The 22,857-nt window shown below is 69.6% G+C and carries 24 protein-coding genes; 17 read left to right on the plus strand and 7 right to left on the minus strand.

All coding sequences use genetic code 11. The features are described from left to right. Position 1 precedes the first annotated feature (1 nt). Positions 2–673, minus strand: coding sequence for a molybdenum cofactor biosynthesis protein MoaE (locus QN206_05615; GenBank protein MDR7614285.1), 672 nt, complete (start codon positions 671–673; stop codon positions 2–4). Between the two features lie 66 nt (positions 674–739). Here QN206_05615 and QN206_05620 point away from each other — a divergent pair, with 66 nt between their 5' ends. The 4 genes from QN206_05620 to QN206_05635 all read left to right on the plus strand — a co-directional run bounded on the left by QN206_05620 (position 740) and on the right by QN206_05635 (position 4,115). Continuing rightward, complete coding sequence (locus tag QN206_05620; protein MDR7614286.1) at positions 740–1,642, plus strand: CehA/McbA family metallohydrolase; 903 nt, start codon at positions 740–742, stop codon at positions 1,640–1,642. Positions 1,643–1,661: 19 nt separating this feature from the next. Then, complete coding sequence (gene cofE / locus QN206_05625) at positions 1,662–2,405, plus strand: coenzyme F420-0:L-glutamate ligase (GenBank protein ID MDR7614287.1); 744 nt, start codon at positions 1,662–1,664, stop codon at positions 2,403–2,405. A 79-nt stretch (positions 2,406–2,484) separates the two neighbouring features. Then, a complete protein-coding gene (locus tag QN206_05630; GenBank protein ID MDR7614288.1) occupies positions 2,485–3,453 on the plus strand; it encodes a quinone oxidoreductase in 969 nt (322 codons plus the stop codon). Between the two features lie 2 nt (positions 3,454–3,455). Further along, positions 3,456–4,115, plus strand: coding sequence for a regulatory protein RecX (locus tag QN206_05635; protein ID MDR7614289.1), 660 nt, complete (start codon positions 3,456–3,458; stop codon positions 4,113–4,115). On the opposite strand, the gene QN206_05640 is transcribed toward QN206_05635, so the two are convergent. Genes QN206_05640 through QN206_05665 form a run of 6 tightly spaced genes read right to left on the minus strand, consistent with a single transcriptional unit; the run spans position 4,100 to position 9,654 of the window. Next, positions 4,100–5,284, minus strand: coding sequence for an ABC transporter ATP-binding protein (locus tag QN206_05640; protein MDR7614290.1), 1,185 nt, complete (start codon positions 5,282–5,284; stop codon positions 4,100–4,102). The two genes, QN206_05635 and QN206_05640, sit on opposite strands and share 16 nt — an antisense overlap. 8 nt (positions 5,285–5,292) lie before the next feature. Next, the gene (locus tag QN206_05645; GenBank protein MDR7614291.1) at positions 5,293–6,096 is read right to left on the minus strand and encodes an ABC transporter permease; all 804 of its coding nucleotides are present in this window, start codon (positions 6,094–6,096) and stop codon (positions 5,293–5,295) included. Continuing rightward, positions 6,093–6,887 carry an ABC transporter permease gene (locus tag QN206_05650; GenBank protein MDR7614292.1) on the minus strand — a complete coding sequence of 265 codons (795 nt, stop codon included), beginning with the start codon at positions 6,885–6,887 and terminating at the stop codon, positions 6,093–6,095. The genes QN206_05645 and QN206_05650 overlap by 4 nt, the downstream gene beginning before the upstream one ends. An 18-nt stretch (positions 6,888–6,905) precedes the next feature. Continuing rightward, positions 6,906–8,003 (minus strand): NrtA/SsuA/CpmA family ABC transporter substrate-binding protein, encoded by a 1,098-nt coding sequence (locus QN206_05655; GenBank protein ID MDR7614293.1) that lies wholly within the window; start codon positions 8,001–8,003, stop codon positions 6,906–6,908. After that, positions 8,000–8,965 (minus strand): sugar kinase, encoded by a 966-nt coding sequence (locus QN206_05660; GenBank protein MDR7614294.1) that lies wholly within the window; start codon positions 8,963–8,965, stop codon positions 8,000–8,002. Before QN206_05660 ends, QN206_05655 begins: the two co-directional genes overlap by 4 nt. Positions 8,966–8,976: 11 nt before the next feature. Further along, positions 8,977–9,654 (minus strand): RraA family protein, encoded by a 678-nt coding sequence (locus QN206_05665; GenBank protein MDR7614295.1) that lies wholly within the window; start codon positions 9,652–9,654, stop codon positions 8,977–8,979. A gap of 228 nt (positions 9,655–9,882) precedes the next feature. On the opposite strand from QN206_05665, the gene QN206_05670 reads away from it, so the two are divergent. From QN206_05670 to ilvN, 13 genes are all read left to right on the plus strand, one after another. After that, complete coding sequence (locus tag QN206_05670) at positions 9,883–10,590, plus strand: HAD-IA family hydrolase (GenBank protein ID MDR7614296.1); 708 nt, start codon at positions 9,883–9,885, stop codon at positions 10,588–10,590. Further along, positions 10,580–11,506, plus strand: coding sequence for a DNA recombination protein RmuC (rmuC, locus tag QN206_05675; protein ID MDR7614297.1), 927 nt, complete (start codon positions 10,580–10,582; stop codon positions 11,504–11,506). Before QN206_05670 ends, rmuC begins: the two co-directional genes overlap by 11 nt. After that, on the plus strand, positions 11,503–12,924 hold the full coding sequence (locus QN206_05680; GenBank protein MDR7614298.1) for a class II fumarate hydratase: 1,422 nt from the start codon (positions 11,503–11,505) through the stop codon (positions 12,922–12,924). Before rmuC ends, QN206_05680 begins: the two co-directional genes overlap by 4 nt. Continuing rightward, positions 12,921–13,538, plus strand: a complete 618-nt coding sequence (locus QN206_05685; protein MDR7614299.1) for a nitroreductase family protein — start codon at positions 12,921–12,923, stop codon at positions 13,536–13,538. The genes QN206_05680 and QN206_05685 overlap by 4 nt, the downstream gene beginning before the upstream one ends. Next, positions 13,526–14,467, plus strand: coding sequence for a 2-phospho-L-lactate transferase (gene cofD, locus QN206_05690; GenBank protein ID MDR7614300.1), 942 nt, complete (start codon positions 13,526–13,528; stop codon positions 14,465–14,467). The genes QN206_05685 and cofD overlap by 13 nt, the downstream gene beginning before the upstream one ends. After that, complete coding sequence (cofC, locus tag QN206_05695) at positions 14,455–15,087, plus strand: 2-phospho-L-lactate guanylyltransferase (protein ID MDR7614301.1); 633 nt, start codon at positions 14,455–14,457, stop codon at positions 15,085–15,087. The genes cofD and cofC overlap by 13 nt, the downstream gene beginning before the upstream one ends. A 135-nt stretch (positions 15,088–15,222) precedes the next feature. Then, complete coding sequence (locus QN206_05700; protein ID MDR7614302.1) at positions 15,223–16,284, plus strand: ABC transporter substrate-binding protein; 1,062 nt, start codon at positions 15,223–15,225, stop codon at positions 16,282–16,284. After that, the gene (locus QN206_05705; protein ID MDR7614303.1) at positions 16,281–17,060 is read left to right on the plus strand and encodes an ABC transporter ATP-binding protein; all 780 of its coding nucleotides are present in this window, start codon (positions 16,281–16,283) and stop codon (positions 17,058–17,060) included. The genes QN206_05700 and QN206_05705 overlap by 4 nt, the downstream gene beginning before the upstream one ends. Next, positions 17,057–17,890: an ABC transporter permease subunit gene (locus QN206_05710; GenBank protein ID MDR7614304.1), complete on the plus strand. Its 834-nt coding sequence runs from the start codon at positions 17,057–17,059 to the stop codon at positions 17,888–17,890. The genes QN206_05705 and QN206_05710 overlap by 4 nt, the downstream gene beginning before the upstream one ends. A 40-nt stretch (positions 17,891–17,930) precedes the next feature. Next, a complete protein-coding gene (locus QN206_05715; protein MDR7614305.1) occupies positions 17,931–18,887 on the plus strand; it encodes a LysR family transcriptional regulator in 957 nt (318 codons plus the stop codon). A gap of 326 nt (positions 18,888–19,213) precedes the next feature. Beyond that, positions 19,214–20,254: a 3-deoxy-7-phosphoheptulonate synthase gene (gene aroF, locus QN206_05720; protein ID MDR7614306.1), complete on the plus strand. Its 1,041-nt coding sequence runs from the start codon at positions 19,214–19,216 to the stop codon at positions 20,252–20,254. Between the two features lie 374 nt (positions 20,255–20,628). Continuing rightward, positions 20,629–22,323: a biosynthetic-type acetolactate synthase large subunit gene (ilvB, locus tag QN206_05725; protein ID MDR7614307.1), complete on the plus strand. Its 1,695-nt coding sequence runs from the start codon at positions 20,629–20,631 to the stop codon at positions 22,321–22,323. Further along, a complete protein-coding gene (ilvN, locus tag QN206_05730; GenBank protein MDR7614308.1) occupies positions 22,316–22,840 on the plus strand; it encodes an acetolactate synthase small subunit in 525 nt (174 codons plus the stop codon). The genes ilvB and ilvN overlap by 8 nt, the downstream gene beginning before the upstream one ends. Positions 22,841–22,857: the final 17 nt, after the last annotated feature.

Raw genomic sequence — 22,857 nt, forward strand, 5'->3', positions numbered from 1 at the left:
CCTACGGGACGCGGGGTTCGTCCACGCCGACCCAGCGGGCCCCCGTGGTCCATACCTCCTTCTTCCAGATGGGGACCCTCACCTTGAGGGTGTCGATGGCGTACCGCCCCGCTTCGAAGGCCTCCCGGCGGTGGGGGGCGGAGACCGCCACCGCCACGCTGATCTCTCCCACCTCCAGGCGTCCCAGCCGGTGCACCAGGGCCACCCGCAGCACCGGCCACCGGGCCGTGATCTCCTCCGCGATCCGCAGCATCTCCCTGCGGGCGAGGGCGGTGTACGCCTCGTAGTCCAGGTGCAGCACCTGCTGCCCCCGCGCATTCTGCCGCACGGTCCCCAAGAACAGGACCACCGCGCCCGCGTTCGGGTGCCGCACGTGGCGCAGCAAGTCCTCCACGGGGATGGGCACCTCCGTGAGGTCCACGAAGGCCTCAGCTCCCCCGCTCACGGGCGGGATCAGCACCACCTCGTCCCCCTCCCGGAGGGGGTGGGTTTCGGGGACGTACTCCTCTCCGACCGCGAAGCGGGGGGAGGGCAGGGCCCGGAGAGTTGGATAGCGGGCGGTGAGGTGGGTCCAGAGGGAGGCAGGGGTGGCCACCCCGTCCGTGTTGATTTCCAGGAGGGAGGTTCCGATGGCCTCCCGATAGACGGCAAAGAGCCGGACCCGGACCCGCATGGTGCATCCTCCCGCCTCCGGTTCTCTCCCCCGTCATTGTAACCGCTGGAACGCGGAGGGCTTACGGTGTGCGCGGCGTCCCTTCGCATTCTGGATCCGTACGCGGTGCCGGGCAGGGAGTGTAAGGCCCAGCTGCACTGTCATACCACCGCTTCGGACGGGAGACTCCGCCCGGAGGAGGCGGTGGACCGCTACCGGGAGGCGGGGTACGCCTTCCTGGCCCTCACGGACCACGACCGGATCACCCAGGTGGAAGGAGGGGGGGACCCTGGTTTCTGTCTGATCCCGGGGGTGGAGCGTACCGTTCCTCGTCCCGTGCGGCCCCTCGGGCCGCACCTGGGCTGCCTGTTCGTGCGCCGGCTCCCGGAAGGGCACAATGCCCGGGCCCTGCTGGAGGATGTGGCCGTTCAGGGAGGCGTCGCCTGTCTGAACCACCCCAGCTGGAAAGGGAACCTCTGGAGTGCCCAGTGGACGGAAGCTGCTCTCCGGCGCCTGCGGGGGTACCGGTTGGTGGAGGTGTGGAACCCTCACTCGGATCCGGAGGAGGATGTGCGACGGTGGGTGGCCGCGTGCCGTCGCCAGGGTCCCGGCTGTCCCGTGGCCCCCGTGGCTTCCGATGACCTCCACGAGGAGGCGGATTTCAACCGGGGATGGATCGTGGTCCGGGTGGAGGCCATCACCCAGGAGGCCCTTCGGACCGCCCTGCTCCGGGGAGCGGTGTACGCCAGCACGGGGCCCACGGCGCGGTTCGGGGTTCGGGAGGGGTGCGTCTTCGCGGAGACGGACGCTTCCCGGATCCGGTTCTACGATGCCCAGCACCGGCTCCGGTACGAGGCCCCGGGCCCGGCGGCGCAGTACGAGCCGAGGATGGACGAGGACTTCGTGCGGGTGGAGTGCGTGGGCCGTGGCGGTGCCCGGGCCTGGTCCGCTGCCTTCTGGGTGTTGCCTGGAGACGTCGTGCTACCATGAGGGACGATAAGCCGCAGCCATGGAGATCTGGTACCACGCCCCGGAGCAGTTCCCCGTGGTCCGGCCGGGAGACGACCTCCCCGGGATGGTGGTGCGGTGTCTGGAGAGCCTTCCCCCGAGGGATGGGGACGTGGTCGTCATCGCGCACAAGGTGGTCTCCATCGCGGAGGGGCGGATCGTCTCCCTGGAAACCGTGGTCCCCTCCCCGCGGGCTCAGTCCCTGGCCCGGGAGGTCGGGAAGGACCCGCGGCTTGTGGAGGTCATCCTGCGGGAGTCCGCGGAGGTGCTCCGCAGCCGTCCGGGCCTGCTGATCACCCGCCACCGGCTCGGGTTCGTGTGTGCCAATGCGGGCGTGGACCAGTCCAACGCGGGGCCCGGGAAGGTCGTCCTCCTGCCTGAGGATCCGGATCGGTCCGCACACCAGATCCGGGAGCGCATCGAGCGGGTCTTCGGAGCCCGGTGCGGGGTGATCGTGTCGGACACCCACGGCCGGGCGCACCGGGAGGGAGCGGTGGGGGTGTGTATCGGGCTTTCGGGTCTGTCTCCGTTCCTGGATCACCGGGGCCGCACGGACCTCTTCGGATACACCCTCCGCACGTCCGTGGAGGCCGTGGCGGACGAGCTGGCTTCCGGGGCCACTCTCCTCATGGGGCAATCCGCGGAACGGCGCCCGCTCGTCCTCATCCGGGGGGCGCCCGTGGAGCGGGATGGACGATCCGCCCGGGCGCTGGTCCGCCCGAGAGCCCGGGATCTGTTCGGTTAGGTCTCCCCCACGCCCCGCGCCTTTGGACCCGGATTGTACAATGGGCTCGTCCTGGCTAAAAACCCGTGCGGAGGGAAGAATGCGGGCGGTGCGCATCCACGAACACGGCGGGCCGGAAGTCCTACAGGTGGAGGAGGTTCCCACGCCCACCCCCGGTCCCGGCCAGGCCCTGGTCCGGCTGGAAGCCGCGGGCGTGAACTTCATCGACATCTACCAGCGCCGGGGCCTCTACCGGGCTGACCTGCCCGTGACCCTAGGGCAGGAGGGAGCGGGGGTGGTGGAGGCGGTGGGGCCGGATGTCCGGGAGGTGCGGGTGGGAGACCGGGTCGCGTTCACGAACGTGCAGGGGGCGTATGCGGAGTACGTGGTAGCCCCCGTCTGGCGCCTGGTTCCGATCCCCGAGGGCGTCACGGGCCAACAGGCCGCGGCGGTGATGCTGCAGGGGATCACCGCCCACTACCTCACCCATTCCACCTACCCCATCCGGCCCGGAGACGTGGTGCTCATCCACGCGGCGGCGGGGGGCACGGGGCTGCTGCTGGTGCAGATGGCCAAGCGCCGGGGCGCCCGGGTGATCGGGACCACCTCCACGGAGGAGAAGGCCCGGTTGGCACAGGAGGCGGGGGCGGACGAGGTCATCCTCTACACCCGGGTGGACTTCCGGGAGGAGGTGAAGCGGATCACGGACGGGCAGGGGGTCCACGTGGTGTACGACTCCGTGGGACGAGACACCTTCGACCGCAGCCTCGACTGCCTGCGGCCCCGGGGCATGATGGTCTCCTTCGGGCAGAGCAGCGGGCCCGTGGGCCCCGTGGATCCCCTCGTCCTCAGCCAGAAGGGCTCCCTCTACCTCACCCGGCCGAGCATCTGGCACTATACGGCCACGCGGGAGGAGATCCTGTGGCGAGCGGGGGATGTCCTCAGCTGGGTCCGCACGGGGGAGCTCCGGGTGCGGGTGGACCGGACCTTCCCCCTCCCGGAGGCCGCCGCGGCCCAGCGGCGGCTGGAGGGTCGGGAGTCCACCGGGAAGATCCTCCTGATCCCCTGAAAATGGCGGATCGCGTGGTGCGCCTTCGTCGGACCCCACGGGGATTCGTGCGCGTTCGCCTGACGAGTGGGGAGAGTCTGCACCTCCCAGAAGATCTCCTGCGGGCACTTGGCATCGCGGGGGGAAGCGAGGTGTCAGAGGAGATGCTGGCGCACCTGCGGGAAGCGGATCGGGAGAGCCGGATCTACCGACGGGCTCTCCACCTGCTTGCCCGCCGGCCGCGATCCACCGCGGAGCTCGGCCGGTACCTTGCCCGCCTGGGCCCGCCCGAGACGGTGCGAGCGGTCCAGCGGCGGCTGGAACGGGAAGGGCTCCTGGACGACCTCCGGTTCGCACGGCTGTGGGTGACGTCCCGGCGGGCCCGCCGGGGACTCGGATTTGCCCGTCTCCGGAAGGAGTTGCTCGCGAGGGGCGTGAGCCGCGAGGTGGCGGAGGAGGCTCTCCGGGCGATCCGGGAAGAGGACGAGGCGGAGCTGGCGGAGCGGCTCGCCGATGCGCGCCTGCGCGCGTACCGGGGCTTAAAGCCCGAGGTCGCCGCCCGGCGGTTGGGCGCGTACCTGGCCCGGCGGGGATTCCCGTGGACCACCGTCCTCTCCGTGCTCCGGCGCAAGGGACTGCTCGATCCCTCGTCCGAAGGATCGGGGTCCTACGGGGGGATCTGAGGGACCTCCGAGAGGGGGAGGATGCCCCGGACCCAGTACAACCGGGCGATCTCCCGCACCCTGGAGGGAGGGACGCTGCGAAGCTCCACCGCGTGCTCTCGGGTTCCGGAGACCCGGCCAAAGCGCTGCAGGGCGAGGATGTGGAACCGCTCGGGCGGGAAGGGGAGCTGCACGAGTAGGTCCACGGTCCCCCGCGGGGAGAGGTGGTGCTCCAGGAAGACCGGCATCTTGGTGCGGGCCTGGTACTCCAGCCACCCTTGCCAGCCGCCCGCCGCCAGCGTCACCGCGAGCAGAGCCCGTCCGAGGCGCGATTCCAGGAGCCGGCGCCACCACGGCCTTTGCGGCTCCCCCGGGTGAGGAGTCGGGGAAGCCGCGGCGGGCTTTTGGGCCGGGCGACTGGGCTCCTGCGGGGATCGCAGCAGGTCGAAGACGTGGGCCACCAGGGCCTTGTACGCGGAATCCTCCAATAGATCCCGCCAGCGGCGGGGTCTTGGAAGGGGCACCTCCAGGATGGTGCGCACCCGTCCGGGGCGGTGGGTGAGGATTACCACCCGGTTTGCGAGGAACACCGCCTCCTCCACGTCGTGGGTGACGAAGAGGATGGTGGGATGCCGGAGTTCCCAGATGCGGGCGAGCTCCTCCTGGAGGCTCATCCGGGTCTGAGCGTCCACGCTGGCGAAGGGCTCGTCCATGAGCATGAGCTCCGGATCGTTGGCCAGCACCCGGGCCACGCCCACCCGCTGCTGCATGCCGCCGGAGAGCTCGTGGGGATAGCGGTGCTCGAATCCCTCCAGACCCACCAGGGCGATGTACTCCCGGGCGATCCGTTCCCGCTCCGCCCGGGGGAGGCCTCGCATCTTGAGGCCGAACGCCACGTTCTCCAGGACCGTCTTCCAAGGGAAGAGGGCGAAGCTCTGGAACACCACCCCCCGGTCCGGCCCCGGGCCCGTGATCCGGCGCCCGTTCAGGAGGATCTCCCCCCGGGTGGGCGGGATGAAGCCCGCCACCATGTTCAGCAGGGTGGTCTTGCCGCATCCGCTGGGTCCGAGGATGGCCACGAACTCCCCCGGACCGATGGTGAGGGAGATGTCCTCCACCGCCACCACGTGCTGGCCCATGTACGGGTCGTAATAGACCTTCGTGAGGTTGCGGATCACCAGGCCTTCCACGGAATCCCTCAGGATGCGGGGCGCACGAGGCCCCACCGTTCGATGGTCGCCTGTTCCAGGGGACGGAGCACCCAGGCGTCCACCGCGTACCACAGGAGCCCCAGCAGGATCATCCCCAGGATCATCTCGACCACGCTGCCGCTCCGGCGGGCGTCGAACATCATGAAGCCGATGCCGCTCGTGCCCACGATGATCTCCGCGGCGATCAGGGCCCGCCACCCATAGCCGAGCCCGTTCCGCAGCCCCGTGATGATGTTCGGGAGGGCTCCTGGAATCAGCACCTCCCAGAGAACCCGCGCCGGGGAGGCCCCCAAGCTCTGGGCCGCGCGGATCATCTCCAGGGGGACGGAACGGACCCCCAGAGCGGTGTTGAAGATCATGGGGAAGATCACGGTGTACACGAGGACGAAGGTCACGGTGGTGAGGGTGAACCCGAACCAGATGAGCAATATGGGGAGCCAGGCGATGTCCCCGATGGCCTGGAAGAAGAGGACGAGCGGCCAGAAGAACCGGTAGCTGGTGGGGGAAAGGCCGATGAGGAACCCGAGGGGGATCCCCACCGCGGTCCCCGCCGCGGCTCCCACCGCCAATCGGGTCACGCTGTCCTGGAGGTAGGCGGGGAGGATCCCCTTGTACACCAGGGCGGAGAAGGCGGAGACCACTTCTCCGGGGCTGGGGAAGAAGGCCCGGGGGTAGATCCTCAGCTCCGCCACCAGGGTCCACAGGGCGATGAGCAGGAGGAAGGGACCGGCCCCCTGCACGGCGGGGTGCGAGAGGAGGCGGTGGAGGGTCCGGAAGAAGAACGGCCTCATGGGACCGGGCGCGCGAGCCCCCACCGTTCGATGGTGCGGCGCTCCACGGGGGCGAGGAGGAGACGGTCGATGAGCACCCAGATGATCCCGATCAGGATCATCCCCAGCACGATGACCTCCGTTCGGTAGAAATCCCGGGCCAGGAAGAGCATGTAGCCGAGGCCGGCATTGGTGGCGATGATCTCCGCGGCGATGAGCCCGCGCCAGGCGAACCCCATCCCCGTCCGGATCCCCGTGACGACGTTGGGGAGGGCTCCGGGAAGGAGGACCTCCACGAGCACCTGCCATCGGTTCGCTCCCAGACTCCGCGCGGCGTCCCGGAGGACCTGCGGGATGCTGGTGACGCCCAGGATGGTGTTGTAGAGCACGATGAAGAAGACCGCGTTAAAGATGATGAAGGTGATGGCCCCGAATCCGTAGCCGAACCACAGGGTGGCGAGGGGGATCCAGGCAATGCCCGCGAGGACGGAGAAGAACCGGAGGATGGGCGTGAAGAGGGCAGCGACGGTGCGGTTGGTGCCGATGGCGACGCCGAGAGGGATGCCGGCCGCGATGGCCAGGGAAGCGCCGATCGCCACCCGGCGCAGGCTGGCCCAGACATGGGCCGTCAGGGCGCCCGTGCGCGCCTGTGCCTGGAACGCCTGCGCCACGTCCCCGGGGGCGGGGAAGACCCGGAGGGGGACGTGCGAGATCCGGACGATCGCCCACCACGCCCCCAGGAGCACGAGGAAAGGGACCACGAACCACATCACTTCCCCGAGCCATCGGAGGAAGGAGGCTGAAGGTCGCATCCCCTCCACCACCGGGCGCTACGGGCAGCTGCCCTGGAAGGTGAATCCGGGACCCACCCGGGCCCGCGGGGGGATGGGAGGGAGGTCGTCGAAGAGCTGCGGATGGCGGCGCATGACGTTGAGGATCGGTCCGGGCATGAACACCCGGTTGACGTCGAAGGTTCCGGGAATGAACCCCAACCGGTGCAGGGTCTGCACCGCGTTGTGCAGGGCCAGATAATTGTAGCAGGAGATCCGGATGTCCACCGTGGGGAGGTTGTTGCGGACCGCCCGGAGCGCGACCTCAGGCCGCAGGCCCGGCAACCAGCGTACGGCGATCACCGCGGTCTTCACGGGCTCCGCCCGCATGAACTTGTCCGCCTCCGCCCGGGCCGCCAGGAACCGCTCGATGGTCTCCTGGTTGCGCTCCGCCCACGGCCGCAGGGCGACGTTGAACCCCATGAAGCCGATGAATCCGCCGTCTCGGACCACCTCGTAGCTTCCCGGGACGTTCGCGAGGGCGATCACCGGCCACGGATCCCAGGTGGCGAAGGCGTCCACGGCCCCGCCCCGTAAAGCCACGGGCATCTCCGCGGGCGGCGTGTTCACCAGGGTGACGTCGTTCACGGTGAGCCGGGCCCGTTCCAGGATGCCGAGGATGTACAGGTGGCTGATGGTCCCGAAGGACACCGCGATCCGCTTCCCCCGCAGGTCCCGGATGGTCCGGATCCCGCTGCCCTGGCGGGCCACCAGGGCCATGGTGTGGTCTCCCCCGAGCCGCACCGCGCTCCCGCTGTAGTTCCCCAGGATGACCAGGTCCATTCCCCGGAGGACCGCACCGATCATGGGGACCCCCACCTGCCCCATCTGGATCTCCCCCGCCTGGAGCGCGTTGAGGAGGTCCACGCCTGTGGGATACGGCGTGGCGATGGTGACATCTAGCCCCCACTTCTCGAATAGTCCCAGATCCAACGCCACGGGCACCCCCAGCTGGTCCACGGCCGCCACGATGCCCACCCGTAGCTTGGTGAGGGCGGGAGCCGCCTGCGTGGCGGGGAGGAAGGCGAACACCACCGCCACGAGCAGGAACCCAACGACCGTTCCTCCCCGGATCCGTGCCGTGGAGCGTCTTCTCATCCCGATCCCCTCCTTCCTGTGACATGCTGTCGTTCTCGCAGAAAGGCCTCCACTTCGGCCAGAAGCGGGAGTGCGGCCACGGCCCCCAGTCCGCACGCCGCCAGGGCTCCCACCGCGTTCGCGAACCGCGCGGCTTCCTCCAGCGAGGCTCCCCGCGTCCACTTCGCCAGGAAGGCTGCGTCGAAGGCGTCTCCCGCGCCCGTGGTGTCCACGGGCTGCACGGGGTAGGCGGGGACGTGTACCCGGGCGCCCGTCACATCGGCCACGAGGCAGCCCCGTTCCCCTTCCTTGAGGGCCACAAGGCGCGGCCCCTGCTCCAGGAGGCGTTCCACCAAGACTTCGGGAGCGCAGGTGTCGTCCAGGTAGGCGGCGTCTTCGAGACTGAGAAACACGATGTCGGCCTGCGGCAGGGTCCCGAGGACCGCCGCCCGGAGTTCCGGCAGGGGGAGCAGCCGGGGTCGGAGGTTCAGGTCGTAGCTCACGGTGACCCCCCGTGCCCGTGCCACGTCCACCGCGGCTTCCGCGGCAGACCGGGCGGTGGGGGAGATGGCCTGGGTGATCCCGCTCGTGTGGAGGACCCGGGCGTTCCCCACGTACTCGGGATCCACGTCCTCGGGGCCCAAGCGGCTCGCCGCGGAGCCCTTTCGGTAGTACGTGAAGGCATGTCGGCCCGCGGCGTCGAAGCTGATGAAGTAGATCCCGGTGTATCCCTCCGGATCCACCACCACCCGGGAGCGGTCCACTCCTTCCCGATCCCACAGGGCGAGGAGGGAACGCCCGAACTCGTCCTGCCCCACCCGGGTGATGCACCCCGCAGACATGCCCAGGCGCGCGGCGGCCACGGCCACGTTGTTGGTGTCCCCGCCCCATCCGCGGCGGAAGGTGACGACCTCCTCCAGAGGCCCTTTCTCCAGGGCCACGAACTCCACCATGGGCTCTCCCAACGTGACGAGTTCCGGCACCCTCCCTCCTACTAGATGCGTCCCAGCTCCTCCAAGGCACGCCGGATGGAGCCGAGCTCGCGGATCCGGGCGGCCATCCGGCGCTCCGTCTGCTCGATCTCCAAGGCCACCGCCAGGACTTCCGCGGCGTGCTCCCGGGGCACCACCACCACGCCGTCCGTGTCGCCCACGATGATGTCTCCGGGCCGCACCCACACCCCGCCGCACGGGACCGGGAGATCCCGGGCAAGGGTCCCGTAGCGCCCCACGGTGGTGGCGGGCACCACGCTTCGGGCGAACACGGGGAACCCCAGCTGGCGGATCTCTTCCACGTCCCGCACGCCTCCGTCCAGAACGGCTCCCCCAAGACCCCGGACCACGGCCGCGGTGGCCATCAGCCCCCCCAGACAGGCGACGTCCCGGGCGGCTGCAGGGTCCACGGTTCCGATCACGAGCACGCTCCCCGCACGGGCGGTGTCGATGGCCTCCAGCGCGTGCTGGGGAGGTCCGGCCTCCAGACCGGGACCTTCCAACACCGTGACCGCAGGCCCCACCAGCTTTCCCGCCACCACGGGCTTGATCTCATGGGACATGAAGCCCGGGCGGTGCACCACGCGGTCCACGGCATCCGCCACCGATGGGGTGGTCACGGACCGGAACCCTTCGAGGATCTCCGCGAGGGGGACTTCCGGATGTTCGGCTGGGGACATGGGCATCCTCCCGAAAGTCCATCCGGGAAGCCGCGGGATCCCACTTCCCGGAATCGATGGCTTGTCCGTAATGCGGACAATAAGATCATTTTTGCACCTCTACCGTAGCCCAGCCCCGGAAGCCCTGTCAACGCGCCCGCCGGGGCGCCGACGGGGAGGGAGTGAGGCCGTGTACAATAGCCCCGTGGCGTATCCTGTTTGGATGAGAGGAAGTTGGAGGGACACGCGGTGGGCATCCGGGCGGTCCTTTTGGATGCAGGTCACACCCTCCTGGAGGGTCGGCCCTCCTGGTTCGACATCTGGGAGGAGGCGCTCGCGGCCTTCGATCTGGCCCTTGATCGCGAGGCGCTGCAGCGGGCGTACGCGCGGGCGAGCGATCTGCTGACTCCGCTCATGCCGGACTCGGTCAACCCGGAGGTGGAGCGGCGGTTCCTGCGGGAGATGATCGCCCACCTGCAGGTCCCGGGGCGGGAGGAGGAGCTGGCGGAGCACATGCACCGGATCCTGGCGGAGGTGCGCCCCGAGTACGCGCCCTATCCCGAGGTTCCGGAGGTCCTGGAGGAGCTGCGGCGCCGGGGATACCGGCTCGCGGTGGTCTCCAACTGGGAACCGGACCTGCCGGAGGTGTTGAGGAGGGTGGGATTGCTGGATGCCTTCGAGGTGGTGGTGGCGAGTGCCGTGGTGGGAGCCGCCAAGCCCGACCCCCGCATCTTCCGGGTCGCCCTGGATGCCCTCCGGTTGGCGCCGCACACCGCGGTGCACGTGGGCGATTCCTACGAGGCGGACGTCCAAGGGGCCCGGGCGGCCGGCATCCAGCCCGTTCTGCTGGACCGGGACTACGTCTACCAGCAATCCGACGTCCCCCTCATCCGGACGCTCGAGGAACTCCTTCCCTTGCTGGAGAAACACGCCTCGGGCGACGGGGATGGCGATTGATCCGCTGATCGTCGGGATCGTCCTCGCGGGTCTCGGGATCCTCCTCCTGCTCCTGGTCCGTCTGGAAGCCCGATTGGCCTCTCTTGTCTCCGCCGTCTCCCTGCAGGCCGGGGATCCCCTGCGGGGGACCGCGGAGCGGCTGGGAGCCCTGCACGCCACCTTGGAGGTGGTGACCCGGCAGGTGGAGCGGCTGGCTGCGGTGGAGCGCCGCGTGCAGGAGGTGGAGGAGGGTGTCGGCAGGCTGGTGTCCACCTTGCTCGGGCGGGGCGGGGGGCAGCTCGGCGAGCGATGGATGGAAGGGCACCTGGGCTGGCTCCCGGAGGGCTGGATTCGGGAACGGGTGCGCATGGGCGGTGGGGAGGTGGAGTTCGCCCTGGTCTTACCGGGGGGCCTTCTGGTCCCCCTGGACAGCAAGCTGGTCGCGCCGGAGCTCATATCCGCGTGGGAGGCCGCGGATGAGGGGACCCGCCGGGAGGTGGAGCGGCGGTTGGTGCGATCCGTCCGGGAGCGGGCGCAGGAGATCGCCCAACGCTACCTGGTGGATCCCTCCTGTGCGGGGTTCGGCGTGGCTGCGGTTCCGGATCCCGTCTACGCCCTGTGCCGGAGCGCCCTGCGCGATCTCATCCCGGACCGGGTCATCCTCGTGCCGTACACCCTCCTGGCCCCCTTCACGGCGAGCCTGTACCTGCTGGGCCAGCGGATGGGGCTCGGGCGGCTGGGGCGGGAGGAGCGGGTGTTGGGGATCGTGCGGGATGCGATCCGCGCGGCGGTCCAGGAGCTGGAGCGCATGGGACAGGAGGTGACCACGGTCTCCAACCAGCGGGTGCGGGCCCTGGAGCACTTGCGCCGGGCGTCGCTGGCGCTAGAACCGGAAGTGGGGGGAGGGAAAACTCACGGGGAGGAGGGAGGACCATGAGCGAGAGCCGGGGCAATGTACGCGTGGAGCGGGATTCCCTGGGCGAGATGGAGGTCCCCGCGGAGGCCCTGTACGGGGCCAGCACCCAACGGGCCGTCCTGAACTTCCCCATCAGCGGCCTGCGGTTCCCCCGGGCGTTCCTGCGGGCTTTGGGCCTCATCAAGCGGTACGCGGCAGAAGTGAACGCGGAGCTGGGGCTGCTGGATGCCCGCGTGGCGCAGGCGATCGTCCAGGCGGCCCAGGAGGTGGCGGACGGGCGGTGGGACGACCAGTTCGTGGTGGACATCTTCCAGACCGGGAGTGGAACCTCCACGAACATGAACGCCAACGAGGTGATCGCGAATCGCGCCACGGAGCTCTTGGGCGGGTCGCGGGGCAGTCGGCTCGTGCATCCCAATGACCACGTGAACCTGGGCCAGTCCAGCAACGACGTGATCCCCACCGCCCTGCATCTCGCCGCCCTCACGCTCCTGCGGGAGGAGCTCCGTCCTGCCCTGCAGGAGCTCCTGGAGGTCTTCCGGCACAAGGCGGAGGAGTTCATGCCCGTCATCAAGACGGGCCGCACCCACCTCATGGACGCCACACCCATCCGGCTCGGGCAGGAGTTCCTGGGGTACGCGGGACAGGTGGAGCGGGCCCTGAGACGCCTGCAGAAGGCGGAGGAGGAGCTCCAGGAGCTGCCCCTCGGAGGAACCGCGGTGGGGACCGGGATCGGGGCACATCCGGAGTTCGCCCGCCGGGTCATCGCCCGCCTCTCGGAGGCGTTGGGGATGCCCCTGCGGGAGACGGACAACCACTTCCAGGCCCAGGCGTGCCTAGATGCCGTGGTGTTCTGTAGCGGCGCCCTACGCGCCTACGCCACCGCCCTCATGAAGATCGCGAACGACATCCGGTGGATGGGCTCTGGCCCGCACGCGGGCCTGGGGGAACTGGAACTGCCTGCGGTGCAGCCGGGGTCCTCCATCATGCCCGGCAAAGTCAACCCCGTGATCCCGGAATCCGTGATCCAGGTCTGCGCGCACGTGCTGGGCAACGACCTCGTGGTGGCCGTGGGCAACACGTGGGGGAACTTCGAGCTGAACACCATGATGCCCGTGATGACCCACAACCTCCTGGAGGCCATCGTCCTGCTGGCCAGCGCCAGCCGGAACTTCGCCCGGCAGTGCATCGCGGGACTGCGGGCCACGAGCCGTGGGCCGGAAACTGTGGAGCGGGGCCTGATGCTGGCCACCGCGCTCGCCCCCGTGATCGGCTACGACGCTGCGGCCAAGATCGCTCAGGAGGCCGCCCGGACGGGCCGGACCATCCGGGAGGTGGCCCGGGAGCGCACCAGCCTTTCGGAGGAGGAACTCGCCCGAATCCTGGATCCCGCGAGGATGACGGAACCGGGCCGGGCTATAGCCGGAGCGGGCGGATGAAGGAGGGCGGTGAAGCTCCCTTCTGGTCCGTGCTTTGGGGGAGGCGGTCCGTGCGGTTCTACACCCCCGACCGTCTCCCTCCGGAGGTCCTGCACCGGCTTCTGGAGGCGGCCACCCTGGCACCCTCCGCCCACAACGCGCAGCCGTGGCGGTTCGTGGTCCTGCAGGATCCGGAGGTGCGGCACCGTCTGGTCCTGGCCATGGCCCGGCGTTGGGAGCGGGAGATGCGGGAGCGGGGAGTGGACGAGAAGGTGATCCGGGTGGAGATCCGGTTCTCCCTGGAGCGGTTCATCGCGGCCCCGCTGCTGCTGATGCCCTGCCTCACCATGGAGGACATGGACCGGTATCCCCGTCGCCATCAGCGGCGGGCGGAGCACACCATGGCCGTCCAGAGCGTGGCCGCGGCCATCCAGAACCTGCTCCTGGCGGCCCATGCCCTGGGACTGGGGGCCTGCTGGTGCTGCGCCCCGCTGTTCTGCCAGGGCCTCGTGCGCCGGATCCTCCGGCTGCCTCGCACCTGGGAGCCCCAGGCCTTCATCACCCTCGGATACCCCCGACACCACCCGCCGACCCCACCCCGGAAGGCCCCGGAGGAGGTCCTGTGGGTGATCTAGTGGTCCTCCTGTCTGGAGGCGGAGGGGGAGCGAAACTCGCGGAGGGACTCGCGGCCGTCCTGCCTCCCGGTCGACTGGCCATCGTGGGGAACACGGGAGACGACCTCGACTGGTACGGTTTGCGGATCTGTCCGGATCTGGACACCCTGCTGTACACCCTGGTGGGAGAGGTGGACCCGAATCGGGGGTGGGGGATTCGGGGGGACACCTTCGCCGTGCTGGCTCAGCTGGCCGTGTACGGGGAGGATCCATGGTTCCGGGTGGGGGATCGGGATCTGGCCACGAGCCTCCTGCGCACCCACTGGTTGCGACAGGGGATGCGGCTTACGGAGGTCATGCAACGGCTGAGCAGGTGGCTGGGCGTGCCCCACCGCGTCCTCCCCATGACGGACGACCCCGTGCGCACGATGGTCCGGACGCCGGAGGGGGAGCTGGATTTTCAGACGTACTTCGTGCGCAGAGGACATCGGGATCCGGTGTTGGAGATCCGGTTTGCGGGGATCGAGCAGGCCCGGCCCACGGCGGAGGTCCTGGAAGCCCTGGAGAAGGCCGAGACCATCGTGCTTGGCCCCTCCAATCCGTTTGTGAGCATCGGTCCCATCCTGGCGGTTCCGGGGGTTCAGGAAGCCATCCGGCGCAGTCCTGCCTCGAAGGTGGCCGTCAGTCCCCTCGTGGCGGGTCGGGCCCTCAAGGGACCCGCGGATGCCATGATGCGGTCCCTCGGCCACCGACCCGATGCGGTGGGCGTGGCTGCACTGTATCGGGGCCTGGTGGAGGTGTTCGTGCTGGATGCCGCGGATGCGGCGTTGGCACCGGAGGTGGAACGGCTGGGGATGCGGGCGGTGGTGGCCCAGACGGTGATGCGGACCCCGGAGGACCGGCGCTCGCTTGCCCGGCGCCTCCTGGAGCTTGCGGGATGCGGGTGCTGATTCCGGTGAAACCCCTGCGGGCCGCGAAGACCCGCCTGAACCCTCTGCTGACCCCGGAGGAGCGGGCGGAGCTGAGCCTGTGGATGCTGCATCGGGTGCTCCGCAGCTGCCGGGAGGCGGGGCTTTCCGAGGTCTACGTGGTGGGTGGGGACGAGCGGATCGCGGAGCTGTCGAGGCGCTACGGGGCGGGCCTGCTCCCCGAACTGGGGGGCGATCTCAACCAGACCCTCGGGAAGACCCTGACCCTCGTGCGGGGGGCGGGCACGTGTCTGCTCGTGGCCGCGGACCTGCCGCTGCTCCGTCCGGAGGACCTCCTGCGGCTGATCCGTCCGTGGCAGGCGCGGGGGGCTGCTGCGCTCGCGCCTTCCCGGGACGGCGGGACCAATGCGCTGCTCCTTCCGCCCCGCTGTCCGTTTGCCCCTGCCTTCGGCCCGGGAAGTGCAGAACGCCACCGGAGGCGGCTAACGGCCGCGGGCGTTGTCGTGGAGGAAGTCCGGACGTTGGGGCTTCTGCACGACGTGGACCGGTTCGAGGACCTCTCCGAGGCGGTGCGGAGCCTCCCGGGCTTCCCCCTCCCGGGTCTCCCTGCCTGCGGGAAAGCCGTGGTAGAATCCCCGTGAGATGACCGTGATCCTTTCGCCTCGCACGCTTCCTCCGCGCGGTTGCCCCTTGTGTCCCCGGCGGGGGTAGGCGGGAAGTCCGCCTAGCCTCCGCATGCCCTCCTTACCTGAGATTCCGGACGGGAGGTGTTGAGGATGCGCGTCCCGCGTGAGCTTGCTTCTAGTTGCTGCCAGGAACTCGAAGGAGACTTCCCCGTTTCCCGCCGGGCCTTCCTCGCCTGGCTTGTGCGGGCGGGCGTCATGGGCCTTGCGGGATGGGGCCTGCCCGCCTGGGGCCAGGGAACGCGCCGCATCCGGCTCGGGTTCTGCGGGCAGCTGCTGTGCGTGGTGCCCTATGAGGTAGCCCGCTTTCAGAAGTACTTCGCGGAGCAGGGGCTGGAGGTGGAGCTCGTGTACTTCCGGGGCGGGACCGCGGCCATGCAGGCTCTGGTGGGTGGGGCCGTGGACTACGCGGCCACCTCCTTCGACGTGGCGCTTGCGGCCTTCGCCAGAGGTGCCCGGATCGTGCGCTTTTTCTCCACGGGCCGCCTGCCGCTCTTTGCCCTCGCCACCGCTCCTCGGACAGCCTCCGCCATCCGTGCGCTGGGGGATCTTGAGGGCCGTACCGTCGGGGTTTCCGGGCTCGGGAACGCGGACCATGCCCTCGCCCTCTACCTCCTGCGTCGGGCAGGGGTTCGGCCCGATCGGGTGCAGTTCGCGGTCCTGGGCCCCAACCTCTTCGACGCCCTCCGGGTGGGGCATGTGGACGCGGGCATGGTTCAGGAGCCTGCCCTGACCTTGATCGAGCGGGCAGGGGGGCGCGTGCTTGTAAACCTCATGGATCTCCAACAGGCGGAGCGCTTCCTCGGGGGGCCGTATGAGTTCATGGGGGTGGCGGTGCGCCGGGACGAGTGGTCCGCCCGGCTGGACGAGATGCGGGCCCTTGCCCGAGCGCTCACCCGTGCCCTCCGCTACGTCCACTACGGGACCCCGAAGCTCGTGGTGCAGGCGCTTCCCCGGGAGCTGATCGCGGGCGGGGAACAGGGCCTCTTCGAGCGGGTACTGGCCCGGCACCGGCGGTCCCTGTACCCCCAGGAGGGCCGCATCGACCTGGAGGCGGTGCGACGGGTGGCGGAGATCCAGCGGCAGGCAGGGCTGCTGCCGGGGGCTGTCCGCGTGGAGGAGCTCGTGTCCAACGAGGTCGTCGGCAGCCTATGAACGCCGTGGAGGTTTTCGGGCTTACCGTGGACTACGGGCCGCACCGGGTGCTCTCCGACCTCCACCTGGAAGTGCCGGAGAGCCAGTTCGTCGGTCTGGTGGGGCCGAGCGGGTGCGGGAAGAGCACGCTCCTGCGGTGTATCGCGGGGCTGTTGCGGCCTACGCATGGTGATGTTCGCGTCCTGGGCCAGCCCGTAAACGGCCCCAGTCCCGTGGTGGGGATCTTGTTTCAGGAGGACGCGCTCCTGCCCTGGCGCACCGCTCAGGAGAACGTGGCCCTGGGGTTGCGGTTCCGGGGCGCGGGCCGGGCCGAAGCCCAGGAGGAAGCCCTCCGCTGGCTCGAGCGGGTGGGACTCGGCGCGTTTGCCCGACACTACCCGGCGGAGCTGTCGGGCGGGATGAAAAAGCGGGTGGCCCTGGCTCAGGTCCTGGCGAGCCGGCCACGGGTGCTGCTCATGGACGAGCCCTTTGCGAACCTGGACGCCATCGTGCGGCACCTGGTGGAGCGGGACTTTCTGGTCCTGGCGGAGCAGGAGCGTCTCACGGTCCTGCTGGTCACGCACGACTTAGAAGAAGCGCTGCTCCTCTCAGACCGGGTGGCGGTGATGTCCGCGGGCCCCCGCGCCCGGGTGGTGAGCACCTATGAGGTGCCGTTCCCCCGGCCGCGGGACCTCATGGGGCTGCGGGCCGATCCCCGGTTCGGAGAGATCCTCGCCCGGATCTGGGAGGATCTCCGGCGGGAGGTGGCCCGGATGGGGTGGGAGGGGGCGGCGTGAGGCGCACCGCGGTCCTTGTGGTGGGGCTTGTGGCCTGGGAGGTTGCGGCCCGGTTGCGGTGGCTGGATCCCCTGCTTTTCCCACCCCCCACGGAGGTGGCGGGCGTTCTCTACGGGCTGGGCACAAGCCCGGGATTCTGGGGACACGTGCGCACCACGCTTCTGGAGGCCCTGGGCGGGCTGGGCCTGGGGGTAGGTGTGGGCGGGATCTTGGGGCTTGCTGCGGCTACCTTCGAACCCGCGGCGGAGATCCTGGAGCCGGTGATGGCCCTGCTGAACGCCATCCCCCGGGTCATCCTCGCGCCGCTGTTTGTCATCTGGCTGGGGATCGGCTTGGCCTCCAAGGTGGCGTTGAGCTTCGTGCTGGTGTGCGTGGTGGTGTTCTTCGCGATCTACACCGGCATCCGGGAGGTGGACCCGCGCCTGGTGGATCGGGTGCGGACTTTGGGCGGGCGCTCCGTGGACGTGGTCCGGGAGGTGTACCTCCCCTCCCTGGCCGCGTGGCTTGTAAGCGGGCTCAAGGTGGCGGTGGGGTTCGCCTTCACGGGGGCGGTGGTGGGAGAATTCGTGGCGGCAAGCCGCGGACTCGGGTACCTCCTCTCCTTTGCGCAGAGCACCTACAACGCCCGCCTCACCCTCGCCCTGGTGCTCCTCGTGGTGGGCGTGATCCTGGCCCTCTTCGGCCTGTTTACGGGACTGGAGCGGTACTGGCTCCGGTGGAAGCCGGAGTTCCGGCGCGCCCCCTCCCGGCTCGAACCGAGCGCGATCCCCCCGGCGCCCTCGTCCCCTCCCTCGGTGCGCGGCGCGTTTCGGGGAACCGGCCGGGGGTAGGGCGGCATTATGTATGATAAAATCTAGTGATCGAGGGGCCATGGAGCTCCACCAGCTGGAAGCGTTCGTGGCGGTGGCCACCTTCCGGAGCTTTCACCGGGCCGCGGAGGCCCTGTACCTCTCGCAGCCCGCGGTGAGTGCCCGGATCCAGGCCTTGGAGCGTGCCCTGGGCAAGCGCCTCTTCGAGCGGGACGGCCGGACGGTCCGTCTCACGGAGGCGGGGGAGGCCCTCCTGCCCTACGCGGAGCGCGCCATCCAGGCGGTGGCGGAAGGACAGCACGCGGTCCAGCAGAGTTCTGCCCGCGCCGCAGGACCCCTCACCTTGGCCGCGGTGCCCACCATCTGCACCTACCTTCTGCCCGAGGTGGTGAAACGCTTCCGGCAGGAGTGCACGGACTGCAAGGTCCTGATCCGCACGGGTCACTCCCGGGAGGTCCTCCAGATGGTGCTCAACGAGGAGGCCGAGCTGGGGCTGGCCCGCTCCCTCTCCCACCCTCAGGTGGAGACCATTCACCTTGCCCAGGATCCCTTCGTCCTCGTGGTTTACCCCCGGCATCGGTTCGCGCGGGCAGGTCGGGTTCGGTTGGACGAGGTGGCCAGTGAACCCCTCATCTTCTACGACCGCGGGAGCAGTGACTGGACCCTCCTCACCGCGGCCTTCCGCCAGCGGGCTCTGTTGCCCAACGTGGTGCTGGAGCTGGATACCATCGAGGCGGCGAAGAAGATGGTCGAGCGGGAGGTGGGGATCTCCCTCCTCCCGAAGATGGCCATCCGTCGGGAGATCGCGGAGGGAACCCTGATCCCGGTGCGACTCGCGGGAGCAGACCTCCCCAAGCGGCACGTGGACCTCATCTACCTCCGGGGCCGCGGGCTGGGAGAGCGGGCCCAGCAGTTTGTCCGCTTGGTCCGGCGCGCGCTCTCGGCCGCGGAGGAGCGTCGGATTAATAAACAACGTGCATGGCCTGCCCCGTTGACGGAGGCGGGGGCAGGAGGGTAAGGTAGCGGTAAACCCGAGGATCGGGACGTGTAGGCCGATCCGGAGCCCTGCAGAGAGCCGCGTGCGGGTGGGAGTGCGGTAGGGTTCCGGCCGGTTGAGTTCACCCGGGAGGGGCGGCCTGAACGATTTCGCGTTCTTCCGCGGGATCCAGTAGGCGCCGACGGGAGTCCTGCCCCGTGAACGCCGCAGGCGGGACCGGGCCCCATGCCCCGTCCCGAGAGGGCCGTCGGAGGGCGCTCCGGCGGAACGCGGGTGGTACCGCGGGAGGTCTTCACCTCCCGTCCCGGCGGGGACGGGAGGTGATTCTGTTTCTGGGAGGGATGGGCATGATCGTGGTGATGCGCCAGGACGCACATCCGGAGCAGGTCGAGCAGGTGGCTGCCCGGATCCGGGAGGCAGGGCTGCGGGCCCACGTCTCCGTGGGAGATCTCCGGACGGTGATCGGGGTGATCGGGGACGACCGGACCAAAGAGCAGCTCCGGGGGATGTTGGAGGCCATGGAGGGCGTGGAGAAGGTGGTGAAGGTGCTCCAACCCTACAAGCTCGTGAGCCGGGAGTTCCAGCCGGAGGACACCGTGGTGGAGGTTCGGGGGGTACGGTTCGGTGGCGGGGAGGAGCTGGTGGTGATCGCGGGGCCGTGCTCCGTGGAAAGCCGCGAGCAGATCCTGACGACCGCCCGGGCGGTGAAGGAGGCCGGTGCCCGCATGCTCCGGGGAGGCGCCTTTAAACCCCGCACCTCTCCGTACTCCTTCCAGGGGCTGGAGGAGGAAGGCCTGCGGCTTCTGGCGGAGGCCCGGGAGGCCACGGGGCTGCCGGTGGTGACGGAGGCCATGGACCACCGGCAGCTGGAACTGGTGGCCCAGTACGCGGACATGATACAGATCGGGGCCCGGAACATGCAGAACTACACCCTGCTTCGGGATGTGGGGCGTCTGCGCAAGCCGGTGCTCCTTAAACGGGGTCCCAGTGCCACCCTGGAGGAAACCCTTCTTGCCGCGGAATACATCCTCAGCGAGGGCAACCGTCAGGTGGTCCTGTGCGAGCGGGGCATTCGGGGATTCGACAACCACACCCGGTTCGTGCTGGACATCGGAGCCGTGGTGGTTCTCAAGCAGCTCACGCATCTGCCCGTGATCGTGGATCCCAGTCACCCCGCGGGCAAGCGGGCCTACGTGCCCGCCCTGGCCCGGGCCGCGGTGGCCGCGGGAGCCGACGGGCTCATCGTGGAGGTGCACCCGGATCCGGAGCGGGCCCTCAGCGACGGTGCCCAGCAGCTGCGGCCCGGGGAGTTCGCCCGCCTGATGCGGGAGGTGACGGCCATCGCCCAGGCCGTGGGACGTTTCCGGTCCCCGGTTCCCGCCGTTTGATAAGGAACCTCGATCATCCCTCGGTTGACACCGGCCCGTCCGGCCTGGTAGTAGAGAGGGCAAAGCCCGCGGGCCCGGTTCCAGGGCCCGCCGCATAGTTGGGCGAGGAAGGGAAGGAGTAGGGATCACGTACCGCACAGAGAGCCGGGAGAGGTGGAAGCCGGCCGGGGGCGGGTCCTGAACCTCGTCCCAGAGCTACCGAGGGGAAAGGGAGATGCCTGAGTACTCCGGTCGTGGACCCGCGTGAAGGGGGAGAGGGCCACGGGTCCCTGGAAGAGGGGGATCCGTGGAACTAAGGTGGTACCGCGGGGAGCTGGCCCGTCCTTAGGCTGGCTCCCCGCTTTTCGTTCGGAATCCGCAGGGAGGAGAGGACGATGGCGAAGACGATGGTGGACCGCACCACCCGGACGCTCAAGGGCGCGGAGGTGGTCGTGCGACTCCTGGAGGAGCTTGGGGTCCGGTGGATCTTCGGGATCCCCGGGGGGGCCTCTTTGCCCCTGTACGACGCCCTTTACGACGCACACGGAATCCAGCACGTGCTCGTACGCCACGAACAGGTGGCGGCCCACGCGGCCACCGGGTACGCCCGGGCGAGCGGGGACGTGGGGGTATGCACCGCCACCTCAGGCCCCGGAGCGACGAATCTCGTCACGGGCCTGGCGGATGCCTTCATGGACTCCGCCCCCGTCCTGGCCATCACGGGGCAGGTGGTGCGGCCCAACATCGGCACGGACGCCTTCCAGGAGGCGGACGTCACCGCCATCACCATGCCCGTCACCAAGCACAACTACCTGGTCATGGATCCCGCGGAACTCCCCCGGGTCGTACAGGAGGCCTACTACCTGTGCCGGGCGGGGCGGCCGGGCCCCGTCCTGGTAGACATCCCCCGGGACGTCCTCCAGGCGGAGATCCCCGCAGAGCTCCTCCGGGCCCCGTTCGAACCCCGCTATCAGCCGATCCTGGACGGGGATCCCGCCCGCATCGCGGAGGCGGCGGAGGCCATCTCCCGCAGCCGCCGGCCCATCCTGTACGTGGGAGGAGGAGCCCAGGGAGCCTCCGAACCGCTCGCGCGCCTGGCCCGCCGCTGCCGCATCCCCGTCACCGTGACCCTTATGGGGAAGGGCGCCTTTGACGAGACGGATCCTCTGTGCCTGGGCATGCTGGGGATGCACGGCACCGCGTACGCGAACTACGCCATCAACGAGGCGGATCTGGTGATCGCCGTGGGCGCCCGGTTCGACGACCGGGTGACGGGTCGGTTGAAGGACTTCTGCCCGCACGCCCGGTTCATCCACATCGACATCGATCCCTCCGAGATCGGCAAGAACAAGCCCGCCCACATCCCCATCGTGGGGGACGCCCGACGGGTCCTGGAGGCTCTGGAGCCGCTCGTGCAGCCGCCCGATGTGGACGCGTGGTGGCGGCAGATCGAGGAGTGGCGCACGCGCTATCCCCTTCGGTGGCGACCCGGACGGATGCTGAAACCCCAGCAGGTGATCGAGGCCATCTACCAGGCCACCCGGGGAGAGGCCCTGGTGGTGACGGATGTGGGGCAGCACCAGATGTGGGCCGCCCAGTACTACAAGTGCCGGCGGCCCCGGCAGTTCATCACCTCCGGAGGGCTGGGGGCCATGGGGTTCGGGTTCCCCGCGGCCATGGGGGCCCAGTTCGCCCGGCCGGATGACCTGGTGGTCGCCATCGTGGGCGATGGGGGATTCCAGATGACCCTCCAGGACCTCATCACCGCGGTGGAGTGGCGTCTGCCCCTCAAGATCTACGTGATCAACAACGGGGCGCACGGTATGGTGCGACAGTGGCAGCAGCTCTTCTACAACGAGCGCTACTCCCACGTGTTCCTTCGGAACCCGGACTTCGCCCGGGTGGCGGAGGCCTTCGGGGCCGTGGGGATCCGGGTGGAGACGGAGGAGGAGATGCATGCGGCGATCCAGCGGTCCCTGGAGGTCCGGGACCGCCCCGTGGTGGTGGACTTCATCGTGGACCCGGAGGAGAACTGTTACCCCATGATCCCCTCCGGACAGTCCGTTAAGGAGATGATCCTCGGTGAGTGAGGCGCTGGCGGCTGCGGCCCAACCTGCGTCGGAGCGGCGCATGCTGTCCCTGGTGGTGGACAATGCGCCGGGCGTGCTCATGCGGATCTCCGCCCTGTTCCGCCGGCGGGGCATCAACATCCACAGCCTCGCGGTCTCCGTGACGGAGGATCCGAAGATCTCCCGCATCACCATGGTGGTGGACTGTCCCGCGGCCCGCATGGACGTGGTGCTCCGGCAGCTGCGCAAGCTCATCGAGGTGCACTGGGTGCGGGACATCACGGATGCCAAGCGGACGGAGCGGGAGCTGGCCCTGGTGAAGGTGAACGCTTCCCCGGAGGTCCGGCACGAGGTCCTGGAGGCCGCCCGGGTCTTCCGGGCCCGCCCCGTGGACCTCACGGAGCGGACCGTCACCCTCGAGGTGACGGGAGGCAGCGAGAAGATCGATGCCCTGATCGACGTCCTCCGCCAGTACGGGATCCGCGAGGTGGTGCGCACGGGGGCCATCGCCCTGCTGCGGGGGACGGCTGTTACCTGATCCCCGGAGAGGAGGAG

The organism is Armatimonadota bacterium, from assembly GCA_031460175.1.
Taxonomy (GTDB): domain Bacteria; phylum Sysuimicrobiota; class Sysuimicrobiia; order Sysuimicrobiales; family Sysuimicrobiaceae; genus Sysuimicrobium; species Sysuimicrobium tengchongense.

Excerpts from the sequence above, each read along its gene's own strand:
- QN206_05655 (MDR7614293.1), bottom strand. The coding sequence starts at position 8,003 with ATGAGAAGACGCTCCACGGCACGGATCCGGGGAGGAACGGTCGTTGGG.
- rmuC (MDR7614297.1), top strand. The coding sequence starts at position 10,580 with ATGGCGATTGATCCGCTGATCGTCGGGATCGTCCTCGCGGGTCTCGGG.
- QN206_05645 (MDR7614291.1), bottom strand. The coding sequence starts at position 6,096 with ATGAGGCCGTTCTTCTTCCGGACCCTCCACCGCCTCCTCTCGCACCCC.
- QN206_05685 (MDR7614299.1), top strand. The coding sequence starts at position 12,921 with ATGAAGGAGGGCGGTGAAGCTCCCTTCTGGTCCGTGCTTTGGGGGAGG.
- QN206_05665 (MDR7614295.1), bottom strand. The coding sequence starts at position 9,654 with ATGTCCCCAGCCGAACATCCGGAAGTCCCCCTCGCGGAGATCCTCGAA.
- cofE (MDR7614287.1), top strand. The coding sequence starts at position 1,662 with ATGGAGATCTGGTACCACGCCCCGGAGCAGTTCCCCGTGGTCCGGCCG.
- QN206_05635 (MDR7614289.1), top strand. The coding sequence starts at position 3,456 with ATGGCGGATCGCGTGGTGCGCCTTCGTCGGACCCCACGGGGATTCGTG.
- ilvB (MDR7614307.1), top strand. The coding sequence starts at position 20,629 with ATGGCGAAGACGATGGTGGACCGCACCACCCGGACGCTCAAGGGCGCG.
- QN206_05615 (MDR7614285.1), bottom strand. The coding sequence starts at position 673 with ATGCGGGTCCGGGTCCGGCTCTTTGCCGTCTATCGGGAGGCCATCGGA.
- QN206_05680 (MDR7614298.1), top strand. The coding sequence starts at position 11,503 with ATGAGCGAGAGCCGGGGCAATGTACGCGTGGAGCGGGATTCCCTGGGC.
- aroF (MDR7614306.1), top strand. The coding sequence starts at position 19,214 with ATGATCGTGGTGATGCGCCAGGACGCACATCCGGAGCAGGTCGAGCAG.
- QN206_05705 (MDR7614303.1), top strand. The coding sequence starts at position 16,281 with ATGAACGCCGTGGAGGTTTTCGGGCTTACCGTGGACTACGGGCCGCAC.
- QN206_05700 (MDR7614302.1), top strand. The coding sequence starts at position 15,223 with ATGCGCGTCCCGCGTGAGCTTGCTTCTAGTTGCTGCCAGGAACTCGAA.
- QN206_05650 (MDR7614292.1), bottom strand. The coding sequence starts at position 6,887 with ATGCGACCTTCAGCCTCCTTCCTCCGATGGCTCGGGGAAGTGATGTGG.
- QN206_05630 (MDR7614288.1), top strand. The coding sequence starts at position 2,485 with ATGCGGGCGGTGCGCATCCACGAACACGGCGGGCCGGAAGTCCTACAG.
- cofC (MDR7614301.1), top strand. The coding sequence starts at position 14,455 with ATGCGGGTGCTGATTCCGGTGAAACCCCTGCGGGCCGCGAAGACCCGC.
- QN206_05715 (MDR7614305.1), top strand. The coding sequence starts at position 17,931 with ATGGAGCTCCACCAGCTGGAAGCGTTCGTGGCGGTGGCCACCTTCCGG.